Origin of the sequence: Novosphingobium lindaniclasticum LE124, assembly GCF_000445125.1 — a bacterium.
GTDB classification, from domain to species: domain Bacteria; phylum Pseudomonadota; class Alphaproteobacteria; order Sphingomonadales; family Sphingomonadaceae; genus Novosphingobium; species Novosphingobium lindaniclasticum.
In genome coordinates this window covers 27,088-43,648 of record NZ_ATHL01000052.1, presented here as the reverse complement: position 1 = coordinate 43,648, position 16,561 = coordinate 27,088, and the positions used below count along the sequence as shown (strand labels likewise).

Here is a 16,561-nt window from a genome sequence, read left to right as displayed (position 1 = left end):
ACGCGCGGAGACGGTCCAGCCCTTGCACAGAGGGGGGCGGCGCCCCCTTCATCCTCAGCGCCGCCAAAGCGGTGCCGTCGGTATTGCGGCATTCTGCCGCGCAGCGTCACGGCCGCGGCCAACTTGGGGCCGCGCACATCAGCGCCGCGATCCGCGACGCGGATCTCGCTTCACCTCGTTCGTGCTTTCGAGAACCGCTGCACTCTCTGGGCAGGCGGGAATAGGGAGCCGGCAAGCCCGAAGGCTTGCCGTCCGTTTCAGGCGAGGATCGTCACCCGGATGGGACGAAACCGCTTGCGGGTTCGGTCGGAGCGCAGCGTAGATAGAGCCGTGCCGAAGGCCGCCCCCGCCCTTGCATCTTATTGCTGATCCTGATCCTGCTTGTCGGACTTTGCCAGGATCGAGAAGGTATCGGCGATCAATTCCGTCCGATATTGCAGATTGTCGGGCTCACCATGGCTGCTTTCGCGCACGCGGCCCGTCACATGCACCAGGTCTCCCTTCTCCGCATTTGCGGCCTGCTGGGCGACATTTGAGAAGCACACCACGCTATTCCAGAGCGTCTCGCTCTTCCACTCCTCACCATCCCGGCGATTGTAGGTCGCGCCGACGCTTACATACGTCACCTTGTCGCGCTCGCGCTTATTGCCCACATTCCCGATAACCCGAAATTCTGCGATGTTCCTCGGCATAGTCTTCTCCTCCTTCAACAAATGACACGAAGAAAACGGGAAATAATTGAGCTAATCCGCTCGCTGTTCATCATGACGGAAATGGTATTTCGCGATGTTTTCCGGCGTTGCGTAGGTCTGATACGCCTTCGTCCAATCCCGGCTAATTGCCTGTTGCGCGGTTTCGAGTGGCACCTGATGCGTGCAGACCAACCGCCAAAGCACATACGCCAGGACGTTCTTGTCCGCCGCGTTCGCCTGCCCGAGACGCGGTTGCAGCCACAAATCCTTCATGTCGAGCGGAGCGCCGCCGATGGAAATGGGGATCAGGTGGTCAAGCTCATAGTTAGCCATGCTTTCGCCAGGATGCTGCTGATCCATAAGGCGGCGCTTCATCGGCCCGGTGATCGAATAGGGAGGCCGCGCCGCTTTCGCATATCCGGGCCGGCAAATCGTGGCGTCGATATTGGCCTGATTGATGGCCGGATCGACGGCGCCGGTGACTTCGGGGGGCGGAAGGATGCTCGCGCGATTGAAGGGCAAGATCGGACTGCGGAGCGATTTTGAGAAGCCGGCGACGGCATCACAAAATTGCGTCGCTCCTGTCGCGGCGCAGCCGGTCGGATCGTTCGGCCGTGGGGCACGGTGATCGGCCGAAGGCCGGTGCCAAAGCATAACGGCCACGAGTATCGCGAAGCCGCCGAGAAGCGCCCGCGCTCTCAAGCGCGGGCAGCCAGCTTCGCCATCAAGGCGTCGTTCCAGTCGCAACGGGGGGGAGGGGGGACGATGACCACCGATCGGCCATTGCGGGTGAGGTTTTCCCGGCCGCGCTCGATCCCCTCGGCCGCGGCCTTTCCGTGCTGCGAGTAAATCACGATGCGACGCACATGGTCGGGAATGTAGATCTCGCGATAGCGTTCGACGCCGCACACGGCCGCGCAGCCGGAAAGGTCGTTGAGCACGATCGCGGATTCGGCGTCCTCATAGCCTTCGGCCAGGTTCATCGTATCATCGGGCGGGGCGCCGATCTGGACGACACTGCCGCGCGGGTCGGCGAGCGTGCGCTTGGGCTCCTCCAGGGCGCGGGCCTTCTGGCCATCGCGATCGATGAATATGCGCAGGAGCGCCCGAAATCTCCGGCCCTCGTGCATCGGTACGAGCAGCGCCGGCAGGAGCAATCTGCGGCCTCGCTCATAGGTCATGACGCTTGGCGAATATCGGGCGATCGTGGTGTGGCCGATGCCGCGCCCGTCCGCGTAGAGCTGGGCCGGGGTGCCGGCGATCGGCATGGCGCGGGTCCAAATATCCTCGGCGAGCGGAGTGAGGTCGCGCGCGGGGGCTTCCGGCGCCGAGCTGGGCGCGTCGATCGCCGGATTGATACGCTGGTCGCGCAGCGCCGAGATGATCTCGTCCTGGGTGCAGCCGGCGAAACAATGGAAAAGGACTGCCTTGCGGCCCGGCGTGACGGACAGCGAAGCCGTCTTGTCAGCGTGCGCGGGGCACCGGACCATGCCATGCTTGCGATGCCATGTGCCCTTCAGGTCCGCGACGATCTTACGCGCTGCTGTTTCCGGCGTGTGCGTCATGGTGTCCAAATAACAATATAGGACGAAAATGGACAGAGATTTTTCGCCGACGGGTGATGGGATGGCGATCCGCCGAGGCGCGTCCGAGCGCGAAATTGAGCGCCAGTATTTCCCTCTGGCCTATCAAACGCGCGATCTCGTCGCCTTCGATCCCGATTTCGACGATCGGGAGCCACGACGGTCGCCATTTGAGCGCAGGTCAAGCCGCTTGCTCCCGCTGGGGAGCATTCCGGCGCCCCAGGCGACGGTCCGACAGTTGATCCAGTCGGTGAGGTTGCGGTTTTGGCGATGCGGTTAGGCTAGGCGGGGCCCGTCAGGGCTAAACGTATCGGCCGTCCAGGCCGATTCCGCTTCTCCCTTCTTAGAATATATAGACTTCCTAAGAGGAGCAGTGTTTTTCTGACACTCACGGGCTGCGAGTTCGAGACGTTGACGCTGATCGAGCCGGAAGGCGGCATTGGCGAGGTCGGTGCGGGCCTTGGGATCTTCAGGCATCAGCCGACGCCGTTCGCCGCCCGACGTATTGGCGAGCATCGCCGCATGATCCTCCAGAACGGTTTCGCGGCGCACCTCCTCGTCGTCAGGGATGGGGACGTGAAGGCCGATCAGCTTCGCCAGCCATTGGGGAAGCGCGAAGCGATAAAGGTTGGAGGTCTGCTCGGAGCGCGCGCCGTTCGTGTCGTCACGCGAGTAGATGAAGCGCCTGATCCAGTCGACCAGGCCGATCGCCTTCAGGATGCCGAGCGAGCGATGCACGGTCGAACGCGAGAGGCCGGTCCACGACATGATCGCCTCATAATCGGGGGTCAGCCAGCCTTTTCGGCCCTGCTCACGCCGCAGCATGGCCGTGAGGACGCGCTGACACGACTGCGTGAATTGAACCAGGGCCTCCTCCCTCTCCGTAAGGGTACGCAGGCCAGCGCGGGCTTCGCTCGCCAGCTTGCGACCAAGGTTGAAGGTCAGCTCGCCGGCGACATAGAGCCGCTTGCGAAGATCGTTCCCGAGGCGCTGGGCGAAGTCGGCCTCCTCGGCGCTTTCGGTCCGGACGCTGTTCGCCCATATTTTGCGGCGCGTGATGTGGAGCCCGCCAGTCGGCCGCCCCCCCTTGGGGGTGCCGACGATCGCGCGGGTCGCGTTGAGGAGGACATTGCTGCTGGTGCTCTTGTGCTGCTCAAGCCCACATATCACGCGCAGGGGCAGAACCGGCACGCCGGACTGCCGCTGGGTAGCCTGCAAGTCCAGTGCGGTGCGAATGTCTTCGTAGGAAATCCCTTCGGCGCGCAGCTCGTCCACCACGGAGTCAGCCGGCACCGTCGATTGTCGCAGGGTAAAGTCCATCGTTCGTCCCCTCGTGCAAGGGGCCGTCAGCGAACAAAGCAGATGCGTGGCGCGAATCGCGCATCCCTTGAGCCTGCGCTCGAAATGCTCTAGGAGAGGGGCTGTCTGATGGCCCTTGGCATCGTTTGGCGACGATGCTCCTAGTTCATCGGGTGCCCGGCCTTCGTGCCGGGCATTCGTTTATGTGCTCACGGCCCACATACCCCTTGGATTGGCGGGGGCCGCCCTTCGGCCCCGCAATTTCATGACAATGAATGACAGCCCGCGCGGGAGCGCGGAAGCATCGGAAACTCGTGCTTTCGAGAACCGAAGGCACAAAAACTCGTGCTTTCGGAAACCGAAAGGCGCCCCCTTCGTGCTTTCGAGAACCGTTTGTTCGTGCTTTCGAGAACCATTCTGTGCGCGGCTATCGGGTTTGACCGAATCACTAGCCAGGCGCACCGCGATCAGCATGGGGGTGCGGTGGTCCTCGGGATGATCGTCACCTTGGCGGAGCCGGCGCGAGGGCCGCGCTTTCTCTTAACGTCCTCGTTGGTATTATCACCTAATACGATGCGATAATCGGGTATAGAGTCCTCTTCCGCTATGCCCTTCAAAGCATGGCGAAAATTCTTTACGGGATTTTGATACCCAATTTGCAGACGTAGGTCTTCGATATCGACGTCAATAGCGCCATTTGCGCACGAAGCGCGCGCGACTTCATAAAGACGGCGTTCAACAGGCCCGATCTGAAAGTAATTCGGCGAGTAATCGAGAACTTCCCGGTCACGCAAGATCGCGCGATAGAGCCAGTCGCAGAGCCGGACGCGGACCGCCTTGAGACGCCGATCGCCGGTGCGCGTCTTGGTATAGGTCAACCGCGCTTCGGAGAGCCAGGAGAAGAAACCCGCCTCGCCCTCGCCACCAGCCTCGATGTTGGTCTTGATCTGCGTGCCTTGCAGACGCTCAAGCGCGTCCGATAGGCGGGCGTAGGATCGGGCTGAGCTGTTGACCCCGGTTACGCGAAACAGGTCGTGCGCGGTAAAGTAGAAGTCCTGCGAGACTTTCTCGCCCGAGTCGAGCTTTGCTACAAGCAGACTCGCAATATAAAGCAGGACTTCCTTGTCGTAGATAGTCGCGACACCGCGCGGACCCGGCCCAATCTCGATGGAAACGGCGTCCGTCCTATAGGCCAGCGGCTTCATCCACGCCGTTTTAGTCAGCGCAAAGAATGGATAGGCCATCAATGATCGCTCGCCGCGGACCTCGGTGAGCAACGGGCTATCAAGGCTGAAAAGCTCGCCCTGAGTCGTAGGGAGCGTCGTCATGCCGGCGCCGCCTTTCTAATGGTCCCCGAAAGCACGAACGGGGAGGCGATCTTCGTGCTTTCGAGAACCATTCCGGCCGACTCTAACTGCACGCGCTCGGCCGCGATCGAGGCCGAGCGGCTCACCATCACTGCTCACCGCCTTGGATGAGTTCAAGCTGGACAGCAGGGTTGGAAAGGTCGCTGCCAATCTCGGCGAAAATCATTTCGAAGACAGGGCCATAAGGCATATTCCGAAAGCGGCGTTGAACCTGCTGCACATAGTCAGCCAGTTCGTTCGCGACGATCGGCGAAATGCGGCGCAGCGTCGCATCGCCATCGGCCGCACGCTGCACGAAGTCGTCGGGACTGACGGTCGCCATGCACTTGCGGATGATCCGGGCGACGACGGCATCGCGAGAGCGCAGCCGATACCGCTTCTTCAAGGTGTCGATCTCGTCGATCAGCCCCGAAGGCAGCGCCATGTTGAGATTCTGGTGCCCTGTCGCATAAAGCTCGCCCCGCTGTTGCCGGACAAGCTCCTTTACGGTCATTCTCCGAGTCTTGGTGCGCGGGCGTGCCATGAGTCCAATTAATGAGCGAATGACGATTCTGTCAAACGCTCCCGCACGCGATGCTGTAAATTAATTTTTCTCGCGCGACGAACCGTTCCCGATATAAGCTGTAGCATTGAGAACACGGCCAATCGGCCGTGATGTCGCACCGATAGAGACCTTTTGGATGCCGAAGTATCTCCAACTGGAGGAGGTTGGAACACCTGCTGCGCAGCTTTTCGGGAAGCGGCTGAAGGAACGCCGACTCTCGCTCGGCTATACGCAAGCGCAACTGTTCGAGCAGACCGGCATCACGGCTGCATATATTTCCTTCATCGAGCGCGGAAGAGCCAATCCTACCCTCGACATGATGGTCAAGCTGGCGGAAGCCGTAGGCGCTGAGGCATGGGATATGATCCGCCCATGTGACGAGGAAAGCGCCAAAAACCCTCCAAAATGAACATACTTATTGCGACGGAATATCATTGCACTGCGGTCGCGACATGAATTAGACACACATAGATCAATCGGCGCCACCTCACGAGACGCCACGGAAGAAGAGGTCGCGACCGAACCACAGGGGCCTATCGGGGGGGAACCGAGGGAGTTTGTGTGGCTAAAGGCGTCGTTTTGCGGTCCCGATTCGGGGATCGTGTGAAAGTGTTGCTTAATGAGACCGGGATTTCGACTGAAGAACTGGCCGAGCGTAGCGCAATCCCGGCCAAGCGTATCCAGAATATGCTAAACGGGTCTTTTATCCGCATCACGCTTCGGGACATGAGCATCATCGCCGCGGCCCTCAACACCCCCCTTTACAACCTTCTTGCCCCGACTGATGCGCCGCTCCCTGTCGTATCGTTCGAGGTAGTTGAAAAGCGTGGATCTCGCGACTCCTAGCTCCTGCGCCACGTCGGTCGCGGTCGCTCCCGGCTTGTCGAGCTTTGCCCTTATCTCGGGAAGTTTGTCGGGATCGAGAAGGCGTTTGCGACCCTGGGGCGCGGTGTCTGCCGGGTGGGTCTTGATACCATGGATATGCCTGTAATGGCCGTCCAGGGTATCAAGCAAAACGTGCATCTCGCTTGTCGCACCGGGTTCGATGACAAGCTTTTGTGACACGATCTCAACGCTGATGCCGGCACGCAACGTCTTAGCCAGCACGCGAATGAGCATGTTCGTTGAAAGCGCCAGGCATGATAGGTCGAAGACCTTGATCCGATCTCCAGAGGCGAGCTTGATGCCGTTGCGTGCGAGCAGTTCGCCGAGCTGGTTGAAACTCTTTTTCCCCGCCTCCACAACGATGTCATCAGGGCTTAGGACCGCCTTTTGATCTTCCAGGGTCGCCGAACCGGGTGTTTCCGCAAGGAAAGCGACGGTTGTTCTCAATCTTCTGCCCTTTGCGCGATACGCCTCACCGAAAGGGGCCGTCAGCCCAAAGGCTCCGGCTCCCCTAAAAGCCATGTTTTCTATGCTAGGCTTGCTGTCTCGGCAACATGGTGAACGAGGGGAGGGGAGATGAACACACCTTCGTAACGGCTCAAAATCCAATTCCCCGGATGCGATTGAGTGTTGCCATGATCGTCAGTATCGTCCACTATTTTTTATGGACTGTATCTGACGGAGCAGGCGTTCATGCTTCCAGCGGTGCTTACGGCAAAGGCGATTCAGCTCTGCGCAGCAGGGTTGGGCGCTGCCGTGACCACCCCGGCACCGCCCTACGCGATCATCGTTCACACGGGCGCCTCGCTGACCCGTCAGCCCGACAATGAGGCCGACGCAGAAGCGACAGTGCGTGATCTGCTTGCGCTCGGCGCGGACTTCGATGCCGGACCGCTTGCGATCAAGGGCCGGGACTTCGCGACATACGGCATCACTCCGGCATCCGTGTTCGACCCGTGCGCGCTGGCGCAGGTCGATGATGGTTCGCAACGGGCCTCCATCCCCACCACGGCTACGGTATCGGGGGTAACAGCGCTGCTACGGCGGGCGTTTGCCGCCCGCATCACCGACACAATCAGGCCCATGAACGCGACATACGGGGCGCGTTATAGCTGGCACAAATTCGGGCAAGCCGTGGATTTCGTCCCTGCTGCCGGCGTCAACTCGATCACGCGCGACCAAATCCGCGCCCTTATGGGGCAAAGCGGCATCCGGCTCATAGAGCTGCTTGGGCCGGGGGATCGGGGTCACTCCAATCATTGGCATATCGCGTTCGCGCGCCCTGGACAGGTCATCGACCGCATCCGGCCCGTCGAAGAGGACGAGGACTGGATCGTCAATGTCGCCAGTGCCGACGTTCGCCGTCCATCTGCAATCTCTGGAACCGATGCGCCCTCCGCGCCCGTGTCGGCCCTGCAACCCACCGAGAAAGCGCCGCCCCGATGGGACGTATTCGCGGCGGAAGAGTGGCGCGTATCTCATGGAGGTGGTTCATGATCGGGCGATTGTTGAACAAGCTGGGGGGCGCCTCGGGGGCGCTTTCCTTGTGCGGCGCTGGGATTGTGGCGGTCGCCGCGCCGCAACCGGCCTATGCGTCGGATTGGGGTTGCCAGGTGGTTCTCTGCCTCGCCACCCCCGGCTCCCCCACGAAATATGCGCAGTGCGTCCCGCCTATCACGAAGCTCTGGAATGTCCTCGCCATGGGCGGCTCGTTCCCGACATGCACGGGCGTCGGCATTCGCACCAAGAAGGTGAAGCACGGCTATAATCTGACGGTCACGCAGTCAGACGGTGCCGTGTCGAGCTACGCGCTCGACACGCGATACCAGACGGTGACACAGCAATGATCTACGCGGTCGCCGCCATTGCCACGCTGGCGCAGCAATGCGCGCCGGAAATCGCGACCGAAGCGGTTGTGCCGCTCGTCATGACGGAGAGTAGCGGCGACTCCCTCAAGATCAACGTCAACAAGGGGCCGCGCGTTCGTGCCGGCTCCGTCGCTGAAGGCGCAGCGATCGTCCGTCGCTATGTCGCTGCTGGCTACACCGTCGATGTCGGCTTGGCCCAGGTCAATTCGGCCAATTTCGCGCGCCTCGGGGTCTCGGTCGAAGAGGTGTTCGATCCTTGCACCAATCTGCGGCTCGCTTCCGCTGTGCTGCAAGAAGGCTATGGTCTGGCAACCCGGCATTACACGGGCCTCGATGCGATCTCCGCGACCTATTCGCTCTACAATACCGGAACGCTGACGCGGGGATTTCGCAACGGCTATGTCGGCCGCGTGTGGTCGGCCGCGGCCGCGCTGGGTTCCGTCCAGGCGCCGCCAGCTCTCCCCGTTCCTTCCACGCCCGCGAGCGACACGCCGGCCTCGAATAACGGGCCAGCGAACGATCGCGATAGCTGGGTGGTCGGCCAAATTGCTTCCAACGATATCGAGGTCTTCAAATGAGCGAGACCAATTCCATCGCGCCCAGCACGCGCGCCGATACGCGGCTCGTGGTCAGCAGCTTTTCTCCCAGCGCCGACTATCGCGACCAAGAGCAAGTCGCGATCTATGCTGGGAAGGATGCGACTTTGATTGCCACCACGGGCAACAGCCGCGATCCGCTCGCCGAAGATCGCGCCCGGAAGCTGGTGGCGGACCCGGATTTCAAGCGTCTGGTGGAATCGAGGGCGCCGGAAGCCAAAGAGGCTCTGGGCGTCGGCACGCATATAGACGGACAGGGCGGCGTTCGCCTGCCCGAGCAAATGTCAGCGCTGAGCCGGCCCGGTTCGGAAGGCGCTCCCGATGTGGTGATTGCCGAACATGGGGCCGATCACGGCAAAGACCTTGCCGAAAGCCTCGCCCAAAGCGCGTCCATCCAATCGGCGCTTGCGCAGGCCGCTCCCGAACGGTCCACGTTCGAGATCCCGCCCGATATGGCGAAGCGGTACTCCATGCGGGTTGTCGAATCCCCCGATGGTGGCAATCGACGCCTCGGCGTGTTCTTTGCCGGGGATCGGTTGAACCCGTCGCTCGAAATCATCGATGACCGGATCATCGCCCGCGACGAAGATCCCGAAACGATAGCTGCGCTGGTCAGACTCGCGCAGCATAATGGCTGGGAAACGATTGACGTTCATGGGACGCCCGAGTTTACCAAGGCGGTATGGGAGGCCGGCTCCCGCGCCGGTTTGACGGTCAAAGGTTACGAGCCGTCGTTCGCCGAAGCCGAGCGGATGGCGGGCCTGCGGAGCCGGGAAGAGGAGCGCAGGCAGGAAGCGGCGACGCGTGGAGCGCCGGCCAACGCCGCCCAAACCGCCGAGCGGGCCGTGCAGGCCATGGAAACGGTCGCGAGCGCCGCATCGGAAAGCGATGGCGCCGTCGGCTCCCCGGAAGTCGATGCGAGCGCCCAGCGCAGACCTTCTCCGGCCGCAGCTCGCGAAGCCGGCGAGAGGGCCGCGCTCGACGAGCGGGCGATCGTCGAGCGCGTGTTCGAGCGGGGAATCCGGGAGCTGGAGACGAGCGGCGATCCGCGTGCGCGCGCGGTCCGCGAGACGGCATCGGCGCTGGTCGATCAGATCTATGGGGCTCAGGAGGAGCGGGCGGTCGCGCGTTCGACACGCGATCAGGATCGCCAGCCCCAGCCCGAGCGGGACGCCCAGGTCGTTCGCGAGGAGCGCCAGCGATCAGAAGAGGCCAAGCGGCATCGCGATAGCGAGGAACTGGCTGACTTATTTCTCCACGGTGCTGCCGACACGATCGCGGCCGAACCGCGCCTTGCCAACGCGCTCCAGGCGCAGGCGGCCATGGAACAGCATATCGCCGAGGTCTTCAAAGGGGATGCGATGCAGGTTGCGTCGGAGACCCGTGACAGTCGGCAGATGATCTCGGACGTGCTTCGGCGCGGCCTTGATGTGTCGGTCCGCGAACCGGCTCCCGTTCGGCGAATAGAGCCGGTCCAGTCCTCCCCAACATTGGAGAGGTAATTCCAGCCATGGAGTACCGTATGAAATTCACATCGAAGTTGGGCCGGATGATGTCCGATCGCCGCGCCCGCCAACTCGTCGGCTTCGCCGGCGCCCTGGCCCTCATCTCGATCGCGCAGCCGGCCCTTGCGGACGGCACCGCCATCGAGAGCGGCCTTACGACCATCAAGACATGGATGACCACGATCGCGTCCGTGGTCGGCATCATCGCCGTGATGGCCGTCGGCTATGCAAAGCTGACCGGCCGCATGGATTGGGGGCGGGCCGTCACCGTGCTGATCGGGATCGGCATCATCTTCTCGGCCGCGACCATCGTGGGCTGGATGGGCGGATCGGGCAGCTAACATGGACAAGCTGGCCGAGGATAAGGTCTTTCTCGCCCTGACCAGGCCATCGGTGTTCATGGGATTGCCGCTGGAGGCGATCCTGCCGATCATCATGGTCTGCATGGTTTTTTGGGGGATCATGCACAATCCCTTCTTCCCCCTGGCCATGTTCGGAGCGCTCTACTTCCCGGCCCGCATGATAGTCCACTACGACTACAATGCGTTTCGGCTGTGGGGCCTTTGGTTTCAGACCGTATTTCTCTCCAAAAACCGCAAATTCTGGGGGGGCGGGAGCTACTCTCCCGTCCGCCTGTCCCAAGGCGTGAAGCGGAAGCAATTCGGCAATGGCTAAATTCACCCTGAAGCACAAACAGGTCGCCCTTCGCGAAGCGGATGACATCAAATTCATCCCCTACACGCGGCATGTCGATGACACGATCGTCGCGCTGGAAGACGGCTCACTCATGCGGATGTATCGCGTCGACGGGCGGCCGTTCGAGACGAGCGACATCGCCGATCTCAACACATGGCATAACAAGCTCAACATCGCGTGGCGCTCGATCGGTGACGATCGGGTTGCCCTCTGGACGCACCTCGTCCGCACGGCGACGGACCCTATCCTTGAAGGCGAGTTCCATTCCGATTTCGCCCGCACGCTACAGGAGCGTTACGCGGAGCGGCTGAAGGAAAAGGTTCTCTACCACAACGAGTTTTACGTCACGATCATCGTGCGGCCCTCGAACATGGCCGGCGACCAGGTGACACGCCTTTTCGCCAAGCGCCAACCCGGTGCGGAGATTGACGATCGCGCTCTCGCGATCATGGCAGACAAATGCCGCGATTTTGAATCGCTGCTGGCGGACACAAGCCCGACGCCGCTCTCGCTCTACGAGCATAACGGCAACCTTTTCTCGCAACCCATGGAGGTGCTGCACTTCATCCTGACCGGCGACCGCATCCGCGTGCCGCTGTTGAACGGGCGGCTCGGGCAGGCCCTCTATACGTCGCGGGTGATCTTCGGGCGCGAGGCCGCTGAAATTCGGCTCCCCGACAAGTCGCACTGGCTCGGTATGTTCGGCGTCCGCGAATATGTCGCCACGACGCGGACGGGGCAGTTCAATAGCCTGCTGACGCTCGATTTCCCGTTCGTGCTGACGCAGAGCTTCGCGCCGCTGGTAAAGTCCGTGGCGAGCGAGCGCTTCACGAAAAAATACAAGCAAATGGTGTCGTCCGACGATGCCGGCGTCAGTCAGGCCATGGAGCTGCTGGATGGCGTCGATGATCTGATGGCGAACCGCTTCGTCCTGGGCGAGCATCATTTGTCGATCGCGGTGATGGACGATGACAAGCGGCGCCTGCTCGATCGACTCTCCATTGCGCGTTCCGCCGCGGCCGATACCGGCATGGTGATGGCCCGCGAGGACGTGGCGCTGGAAGCGGCGTTTTGGGCGCAGCTTCCCGGCAATTTCAAAATGCGGGCGCGGCCTGCGGTCATCAACAGCCGCAATTTCGCAGCCCTCAGCCCGTTCTACACCTTCCCTGCGGGTCGCAAGTCGGGGAACCATTGGGGCGAGGCGGTGACGCTTCTCAAGACGCGCGCCGGCTCGTCCTTCTGGTTTAATTTCCACCGGCAGGACATCGGCCACACGCTTATCATCGGCCCCACCGGCGCAGGCAAGACGGTGCTGCAAAACTTCCTGCAAGCACAGCTTGAAAAGACAGGGGCCAAGCAGGTCTTTTTCGACAAGGACCGGGGCGCGGAGATCTTCGTGCGTGCCTGTGGCGGCACCTATCTGGCCTTGAGGAACGGCGAACCGACGGGTTTTGCCCCGTTGAAGGGTCTCTCGCCGACACACGAAAACATGGCGTTTCTCCGCCAGTTCATCCGCGTGCTGGTGCGGCGCGAAGGGCGGCCGCTCACGGTCGGCGAAGAGAAGCTGATCGACGATGGCCTTGATGCGGTGATGAAGCTCCCTGCCGAGAAGCGATCATTCCACGATCTGCGTGAGTTGCTAAGCTACTCGGACGCGGAGGGCATCGGTGCGCGGCTCGAACGCTGGTGTTCGGGCGGCCCATTGGGCTGGGCGTTCGATGGCCCGGTCGATGAAGTGTCGCTGGCGGCCCGCTTCGTCGGTTTTGACATGACGGACTTCCTCGAAAACCCGGAAATCCGCACGCCGATGATGCTCTACCTTTTCCATCGGGTCGACGAGCTGCTGGACGGCCAGCGTGTCGTGGTGGACATCGACGAGTTCTGGAAGGCATTACAGGACGACGCTTTCCGGGCCTTCGCACAGGACGGTCTCAAGACCTTCCGCAAGCGCAATGCGTTCATGGTCTTCGGCACCCAATCCCCGGCTGACGCCCTGCGCTCGCCGATTGCGCATTCGATCATCGAACAGACCGCGACGAAGATCCTCCTGCCCAATTCCGATGCCAAGAAATCCGACTATTGCGACGGTTTGGGCCTAACGGAAGCGGAATACCGCCTGATCCGCGAGGATCTGACACCGGAGAGCCGCTGCTTCCTCGTCAAGCAGGGCCACACGTCCATCGTTGCGAAGCTCGATCTCGGCGGAATGGGCGATGAATTATCCGTGCTTTCTGGCCGCGCCGAAACTCTGGCGGTCATGGAAGATGCCATTGCCCGAGCGGGCAACGATCCTGCGGCGTGGCTGCCGCTCTTCTACGCACATGAAAGGAGAAGCTGATATGTCGCTCAAGCACATCATCATGTTCGCAGCGGCGCCCTTGGCGCTCGCTGCGACCGCCGCCCCGGCCTCGGCGCAGGGTATCCCGGTTTTCGATTCCACGGGCTACATACAAGCCCTCGCGACCGTTCAGAACACGATCAAGATGATCGAACAGGGCGAGCAGCAAATCTCGACCGCCACCAACACGCTCAACTCGCTGCAAAAGCTGACGAACGTGAACAGCATCGCATCGAGTCTCTTCAATTCTCAGACGCGCAACCTCCTGCCAAACACGACCATCGACGCACAAACGCTGTTAGGCGGCGATCTGACCAAGATCGGCTCGCTGGGCTCGCTCGCCAGCAGCATCCAGTCCCGCTACACGATTTCGTCCTCCGGGTCGGACGCGGACACCGCCTACAACCAGGCGCTCAAGGATGCGACCGGCTCTGCCGCTGCTACGGCCGCCTTCGGCGAGAACACGTTGAACGTGACGCAGCAGCGGATGCAGCTCCTCGATCAGCTCCGCGAGCAACTGTCGAGCGCCAAAGACCCCAAGGACGTGATGGACCTGAACGCCCGTATCTCGGTCGAGCAGGCGCAGCTCCAGAACGACATGCTGAAGTTGCAGGCGATCCAGACGGCTCAGTTTGGACACGCGAACCTTGCGATCGCGACGGCGCAAACCTCGGCTGCCCGCAATGCGGCCTCATTCTACGACGCCAACACTCTCAGGAAGTAACCCATGCGAAAGCTGCTCGTCTTGTGCTTCGCCCTGGCCGCTGCCGGCTGTCAACAACAACCCCCTGCGGTCCCGACAACGGACGAGCTGATAAAGAATCCGCAGCTTCTCGCGGAATGGAAAACGAAATGTGACAGCGGGGAATACAGCAATCTCCCTGCCGATCAGAAGGATAATCTTTGTTTCACGACGCGAGAAGCGCGGCGCTCGATCGCCATGCAAAAGATCAACTCGAAATGATCCAGCCACTTTGAACAAGGTATAAACCGATGGCAGGAAGTTCGCCCAATCTCATGGTCCTTTTCACGACCATGTATGGCTATGTAGAAAGCGCAATTACATCGGCCGTGGCGAGCTTCGGGTCCGGTCTTGTCAGCTTCGTGGCTGCGCCACTCGGCGTCGCCGCGACAATCTACTTCCTGCTTCTGGGTTTCGCGGTTCTTCGCGGCGCAATCCAGGCCCCCTTGCGCGAGCTGGTATTCCAAGCCGGCAAGGTCGGCTTCGCGATAGCAGCAGCCAGCGCCGTCGGCTACTCGGCGCTCGTCGTGAACGTCGCCACGCAGCTCCCGTCCGACATCATTTCGGCGGGATCGGGAACGCCTGTCACTAACCCCGGCACCACTTTCGATACCTACGTCTCCGATACCGGCAAATTGGCGTCGCGGATGGAACAGGCGAACGCGACCATCCAGCAGATGCCTTCACAGGGAATCACCGATTTCCGCACGCCGCTGATCCAGTTGCAGTCCGCGCTTGTGACCTATGGTTGCATCGGCGTCCTCTATGTGTTCGCCTTCCTGTCGGCCGCCGTCGGGTTCTGCATCGTCATCTTCGCGAAGCTGGCTGTGTCGATCTGCGTTGCGCTCGCGCCGCTCGCGCTCGCCTGCCTCTTATTCAACTCCTCGCGCTGGCTCTTTGATGGCTGGCTCAAACAGACCGCGAATTACATCCTCCTGATGGTCGTCATGGCGATCATGACGAAGTTCATCACCGGCCTTCAGGAAGCCTCCATGGACGGCATCATGGGGTCGATCGGCGATGCGTCCAACTTTGTCCAGATGGAGGATACCTACGCGGTCCTCAACACCGACCTGATGATTGTGGCGACCGTCGCGTGCTGCGCGATTTACATCGTCGGCACGATCTTCTTCTTCCAAGCGCCTTCGATCGCTTCGGGCATCGCGGGCGGAGCGTCCTCGGGTGGCCATGGCTTCCTGCAAACCGGCATGAACATGGCGGCCAATCGCCTGATGTTCCGACGCTTGGCCGCGAACACGCCCCGCGCTGGTGGAGCCCCCGCGACTGGCGGCTCCGTCGCTCGATCTGCTTCCGGGGGCGGCTGACCGCTCTCCACTCATGAACCTTGGGAACATCGCGGAAAAGACGGACGGAGATTCTATGAAAAGGCTGACTATCGTGGCGTTAGGTGCCCTCGCACTTAGCGGATGCACCGGGACTCACATCAAGCCCGCTCCGGTATGCGACGGCAAGCATCGCCGCCCCGCCAATCTCTACGGCACGATTCTGCCGACACTCCCTGTCCCGCTGCCCGCATCGCAAGGTGGAGGCGGACAGTCCATGGTGGCTCCACCGGCAGCCTCGCCCGCACCTGATGTCCCCGGCCCGGCGCCGCTGCCGGCGCCGCCAGCATCAGCCCCCGACGCCGGCCAGGAACCCGCCACGCCTCCGAAGCGAGGCGCCATGAACACTCTACCGTCAGCGCCGGGGACGTCCCAGCGGGCCGTTGCGCTGTCCTACCTCCCCTGCTGACGAAGGGATCGACGCCATGGCTACGGTGAAGGCAGAAGATAAGGAAAAATACCTCGAAAGCGCGAGGACGTGGGAATACGACCGAATGCGCGCGGCGATCCAGTCCCGGCGCGTGGCGTGGACCGTCGCGGGAGGGGCATGTGCGCTCGCGGTCGCGTCTGTGGCGGCTGTCGTCATGCTCACACCTCTCAAGACCGTACAGCCCTATGTGATCCGGGTTGATAAGACCTCGGGCGAGGCAGAGATCGTGACGGCCCTCAAGGGGCCTCAGCCCCGCACCTACGACGATGCGGTCAATCGCTATTTCATTTCGCAATATGTGCGGCTGCGCGAGGGCTGGTTGAACGATGCAGCTCGTGAGAACGCCTATACGGTGATGCTAATGAGCGACCAGGCTGAAGGCGGCCGTTATCTCAACGGCGTTCAATCTGGCAACAGCAATGCCCCGTCGAACATCTACGGCGACAAAGGCTTCGTCTCGATCGCAATCCGCACGATCAGCTTCCTGAGCCCGACCGTGGCGCAAGTCCGCTACACGAAGATCATCACGATGGGGCAGAACACGCCGGTCGCGCAGAACTGGAACGCGATCATGACCTTCAAGTTCACCACGGCCCCCGAGCATGAGAAGGATCGCAACCTGAATCCTCTCGGCTTCCAGGTCGTGAATTATCGCTCTGACCCGGAGGCGTGA

General features: G+C 61.7%; 19 protein-coding genes and 1 pseudogene. 13 read left to right on the top strand and 7 right to left on the bottom strand.

All coding sequences use genetic code 11. The features are described 5' to 3' along the window. Positions 1-359: 359 nt before the first annotated feature. The 6 genes from L284_RS31740 to L284_RS31710 all read right to left on the bottom strand — a co-directional run bounded on the left by L284_RS31740 (position 360) and on the right by L284_RS31710 (position 5,434). The gene (locus L284_RS31740) at positions 360-692 is read right to left on the bottom strand and encodes a single-stranded DNA-binding protein (RefSeq protein ID WP_020486683.1); all 333 of its coding nucleotides are present in this window, start codon (positions 690-692) and stop codon (positions 360-362) included. A 51-nt stretch (positions 693-743) separates the two neighbouring features. Then, positions 744-1,394 (bottom strand): hypothetical protein, encoded by a 651-nt coding sequence (locus L284_RS31735; protein WP_235054325.1) that lies wholly within the window; start codon positions 1,392-1,394, stop codon positions 744-746. After that, positions 1,391-2,257 (bottom strand): DUF7146 domain-containing protein, encoded by an 867-nt coding sequence (locus L284_RS31730; RefSeq protein WP_017980872.1) that lies wholly within the window; start codon positions 2,255-2,257, stop codon positions 1,391-1,393. Before L284_RS31730 ends, L284_RS31735 begins: the two co-directional genes overlap by 4 nt. A 294-nt stretch (positions 2,258-2,551) precedes the next feature. Beyond that, complete coding sequence (locus L284_RS31720; RefSeq protein WP_017980870.1) at positions 2,552-3,595, bottom strand: hypothetical protein; 1,044 nt, start codon at positions 3,593-3,595, stop codon at positions 2,552-2,554. 446 nt (positions 3,596-4,041) lie between these two features. Continuing rightward, positions 4,042-4,902: a replication initiator protein A gene (locus L284_RS31715; RefSeq protein WP_017980869.1), complete on the bottom strand. Its 861-nt coding sequence runs from the start codon at positions 4,900-4,902 to the stop codon at positions 4,042-4,044. Between the two features lie 127 nt (positions 4,903-5,029). Beyond that, the gene (locus tag L284_RS31710; RefSeq protein ID WP_020486682.1) at positions 5,030-5,434 is read right to left on the bottom strand and encodes a hypothetical protein; all 405 of its coding nucleotides are present in this window, start codon (positions 5,432-5,434) and stop codon (positions 5,030-5,032) included. Between the two features lie 187 nt (positions 5,435-5,621). On the opposite strand from L284_RS31710, the gene L284_RS31705 reads away from it, so the two are divergent. Beyond that, entirely contained in the window at positions 5,622-5,894 is a 273-nt protein-coding gene (locus L284_RS31705) for a helix-turn-helix domain-containing protein (protein ID WP_017980866.1), read from the top strand. Positions 5,895-6,046: 152 nt separating this feature from the next. After that, a pseudogene (locus tag L284_RS49065) lies at positions 6,047-6,187 on the top strand (hypothetical protein); the annotation flags it as partial. On the opposite strand, the gene L284_RS48710 reads toward L284_RS49065, so the two are convergent. Further along, complete coding sequence (locus tag L284_RS48710) at positions 6,176-6,817, bottom strand: helix-turn-helix domain-containing protein (protein WP_026151881.1); 642 nt, start codon at positions 6,815-6,817, stop codon at positions 6,176-6,178. The pseudogene L284_RS49065 and the gene L284_RS48710 sit on opposite strands and share 12 nt — an antisense overlap. A gap of 246 nt (positions 6,818-7,063) precedes the next feature. Between L284_RS48710 and L284_RS0123910 the strand changes: the two genes are divergently transcribed. From L284_RS0123910 to L284_RS31650, 11 genes are all read left to right on the top strand, one after another. Then, complete coding sequence (locus tag L284_RS0123910; protein ID WP_024310572.1) at positions 7,064-7,867, top strand: lysozyme family protein; 804 nt, start codon at positions 7,064-7,066, stop codon at positions 7,865-7,867. Continuing rightward, positions 7,864-8,217 (top strand): hypothetical protein, encoded by a 354-nt coding sequence (locus L284_RS31695; protein WP_017980864.1) that lies wholly within the window; start codon positions 7,864-7,866, stop codon positions 8,215-8,217. The genes L284_RS0123910 and L284_RS31695 overlap by 4 nt, the downstream gene beginning before the upstream one ends. Further along, on the top strand, positions 8,214-8,816 hold the full coding sequence (locus L284_RS31690; protein WP_017980863.1) for a lytic transglycosylase domain-containing protein: 603 nt from the start codon (positions 8,214-8,216) through the stop codon (positions 8,814-8,816). The genes L284_RS31695 and L284_RS31690 overlap by 4 nt, the downstream gene beginning before the upstream one ends. 341 nt (positions 8,817-9,157) lie before the next feature. After that, on the top strand, positions 9,158-10,336 hold the full coding sequence (locus tag L284_RS31685; RefSeq protein WP_152524629.1) for an LPD7 domain-containing protein: 1,179 nt from the start codon (positions 9,158-9,160) through the stop codon (positions 10,334-10,336). A 20-nt stretch (positions 10,337-10,356) separates the two neighbouring features. Then, complete coding sequence (locus L284_RS31680; RefSeq protein ID WP_017980861.1) at positions 10,357-10,680, top strand: TrbC/VirB2 family protein; 324 nt, start codon at positions 10,357-10,359, stop codon at positions 10,678-10,680. A gap of 1 nt (position 10,681) precedes the next feature. Next, positions 10,682-11,014 carry a type IV secretion system protein VirB3 gene (locus L284_RS31675; RefSeq protein ID WP_017980860.1) on the top strand — a complete coding sequence of 111 codons (333 nt, stop codon included), beginning with the start codon at positions 10,682-10,684 and terminating at the stop codon, positions 11,012-11,014. Continuing rightward, positions 11,007-13,373: a VirB4 family type IV secretion/conjugal transfer ATPase gene (locus L284_RS31670; protein ID WP_017980859.1), complete on the top strand. Its 2,367-nt coding sequence runs from the start codon at positions 11,007-11,009 to the stop codon at positions 13,371-13,373. The genes L284_RS31675 and L284_RS31670 overlap by 8 nt, the downstream gene beginning before the upstream one ends. 1 nt (position 13,374) lies before the next feature. Beyond that, a complete protein-coding gene (locus L284_RS31665; protein ID WP_017980858.1) occupies positions 13,375-14,097 on the top strand; it encodes a type IV secretion system protein in 723 nt (240 codons plus the stop codon). A 3-nt stretch (positions 14,098-14,100) separates the two neighbouring features. Further along, a complete protein-coding gene (locus tag L284_RS31660) occupies positions 14,101-14,337 on the top strand; it encodes an EexN family lipoprotein (protein WP_020486680.1) in 237 nt (78 codons plus the stop codon). 53 nt (positions 14,338-14,390) lie between these two features. Continuing rightward, positions 14,391-15,440: a type IV secretion system protein gene (locus L284_RS31655; RefSeq protein WP_017980857.1), complete on the top strand. Its 1,050-nt coding sequence runs from the start codon at positions 14,391-14,393 to the stop codon at positions 15,438-15,440. Positions 15,441-15,883: 443 nt separating this feature from the next. Next, entirely contained in the window at positions 15,884-16,561 is a 678-nt protein-coding gene (locus L284_RS31650; protein WP_017980856.1) for a virB8 family protein, read from the top strand.

What these genes read in the sequence shown, in the direction of transcription:
- L284_RS31690 (WP_017980863.1), top strand. Translation starts at nt 8,214, where the DNA reads ATGATCTACGCGGTCGCCGCCATTGCCACGCTGGCGCAGCAATGCGCG.
- L284_RS31720 (WP_017980870.1), bottom strand. Translation starts at nt 3,595, where the DNA reads ATGGACTTTACCCTGCGACAATCGACGGTGCCGGCTGACTCCGTGGTG.
- L284_RS31665 (WP_017980858.1), top strand. Translation starts at nt 13,375, where the DNA reads ATGTCGCTCAAGCACATCATCATGTTCGCAGCGGCGCCCTTGGCGCTC.
- L284_RS31715 (WP_017980869.1), bottom strand. Translation starts at nt 4,902, where the DNA reads ATGACGACGCTCCCTACGACTCAGGGCGAGCTTTTCAGCCTTGATAGC.
- L284_RS0123910 (WP_024310572.1), top strand. Translation starts at nt 7,064, where the DNA reads ATGCTTCCAGCGGTGCTTACGGCAAAGGCGATTCAGCTCTGCGCAGCA.
- L284_RS31650 (WP_017980856.1), top strand. Translation starts at nt 15,884, where the DNA reads ATGGCTACGGTGAAGGCAGAAGATAAGGAAAAATACCTCGAAAGCGCG.
- L284_RS31660 (WP_020486680.1), top strand. Translation starts at nt 14,101, where the DNA reads ATGCGAAAGCTGCTCGTCTTGTGCTTCGCCCTGGCCGCTGCCGGCTGT.
- L284_RS31695 (WP_017980864.1), top strand. Translation starts at nt 7,864, where the DNA reads ATGATCGGGCGATTGTTGAACAAGCTGGGGGGCGCCTCGGGGGCGCTT.
- L284_RS31670 (WP_017980859.1), top strand. Translation starts at nt 11,007, where the DNA reads ATGGCTAAATTCACCCTGAAGCACAAACAGGTCGCCCTTCGCGAAGCG.
- L284_RS31680 (WP_017980861.1), top strand. Translation starts at nt 10,357, where the DNA reads ATGAAATTCACATCGAAGTTGGGCCGGATGATGTCCGATCGCCGCGCC.
- L284_RS31730 (WP_017980872.1), bottom strand. Translation starts at nt 2,257, where the DNA reads ATGACGCACACGCCGGAAACAGCAGCGCGTAAGATCGTCGCGGACCTG.
- L284_RS31675 (WP_017980860.1), top strand. Translation starts at nt 10,682, where the DNA reads ATGGACAAGCTGGCCGAGGATAAGGTCTTTCTCGCCCTGACCAGGCCA.
- L284_RS31710 (WP_020486682.1), bottom strand. Translation starts at nt 5,434, where the DNA reads ATGACCGTAAAGGAGCTTGTCCGGCAACAGCGGGGCGAGCTTTATGCG.
- L284_RS31705 (WP_017980866.1), top strand. Translation starts at nt 5,622, where the DNA reads ATGCCGAAGTATCTCCAACTGGAGGAGGTTGGAACACCTGCTGCGCAG.
- L284_RS31740 (WP_020486683.1), bottom strand. Translation starts at nt 692, where the DNA reads ATGCCGAGGAACATCGCAGAATTTCGGGTTATCGGGAATGTGGGCAAT.
- L284_RS31655 (WP_017980857.1), top strand. Translation starts at nt 14,391, where the DNA reads ATGGTCCTTTTCACGACCATGTATGGCTATGTAGAAAGCGCAATTACA.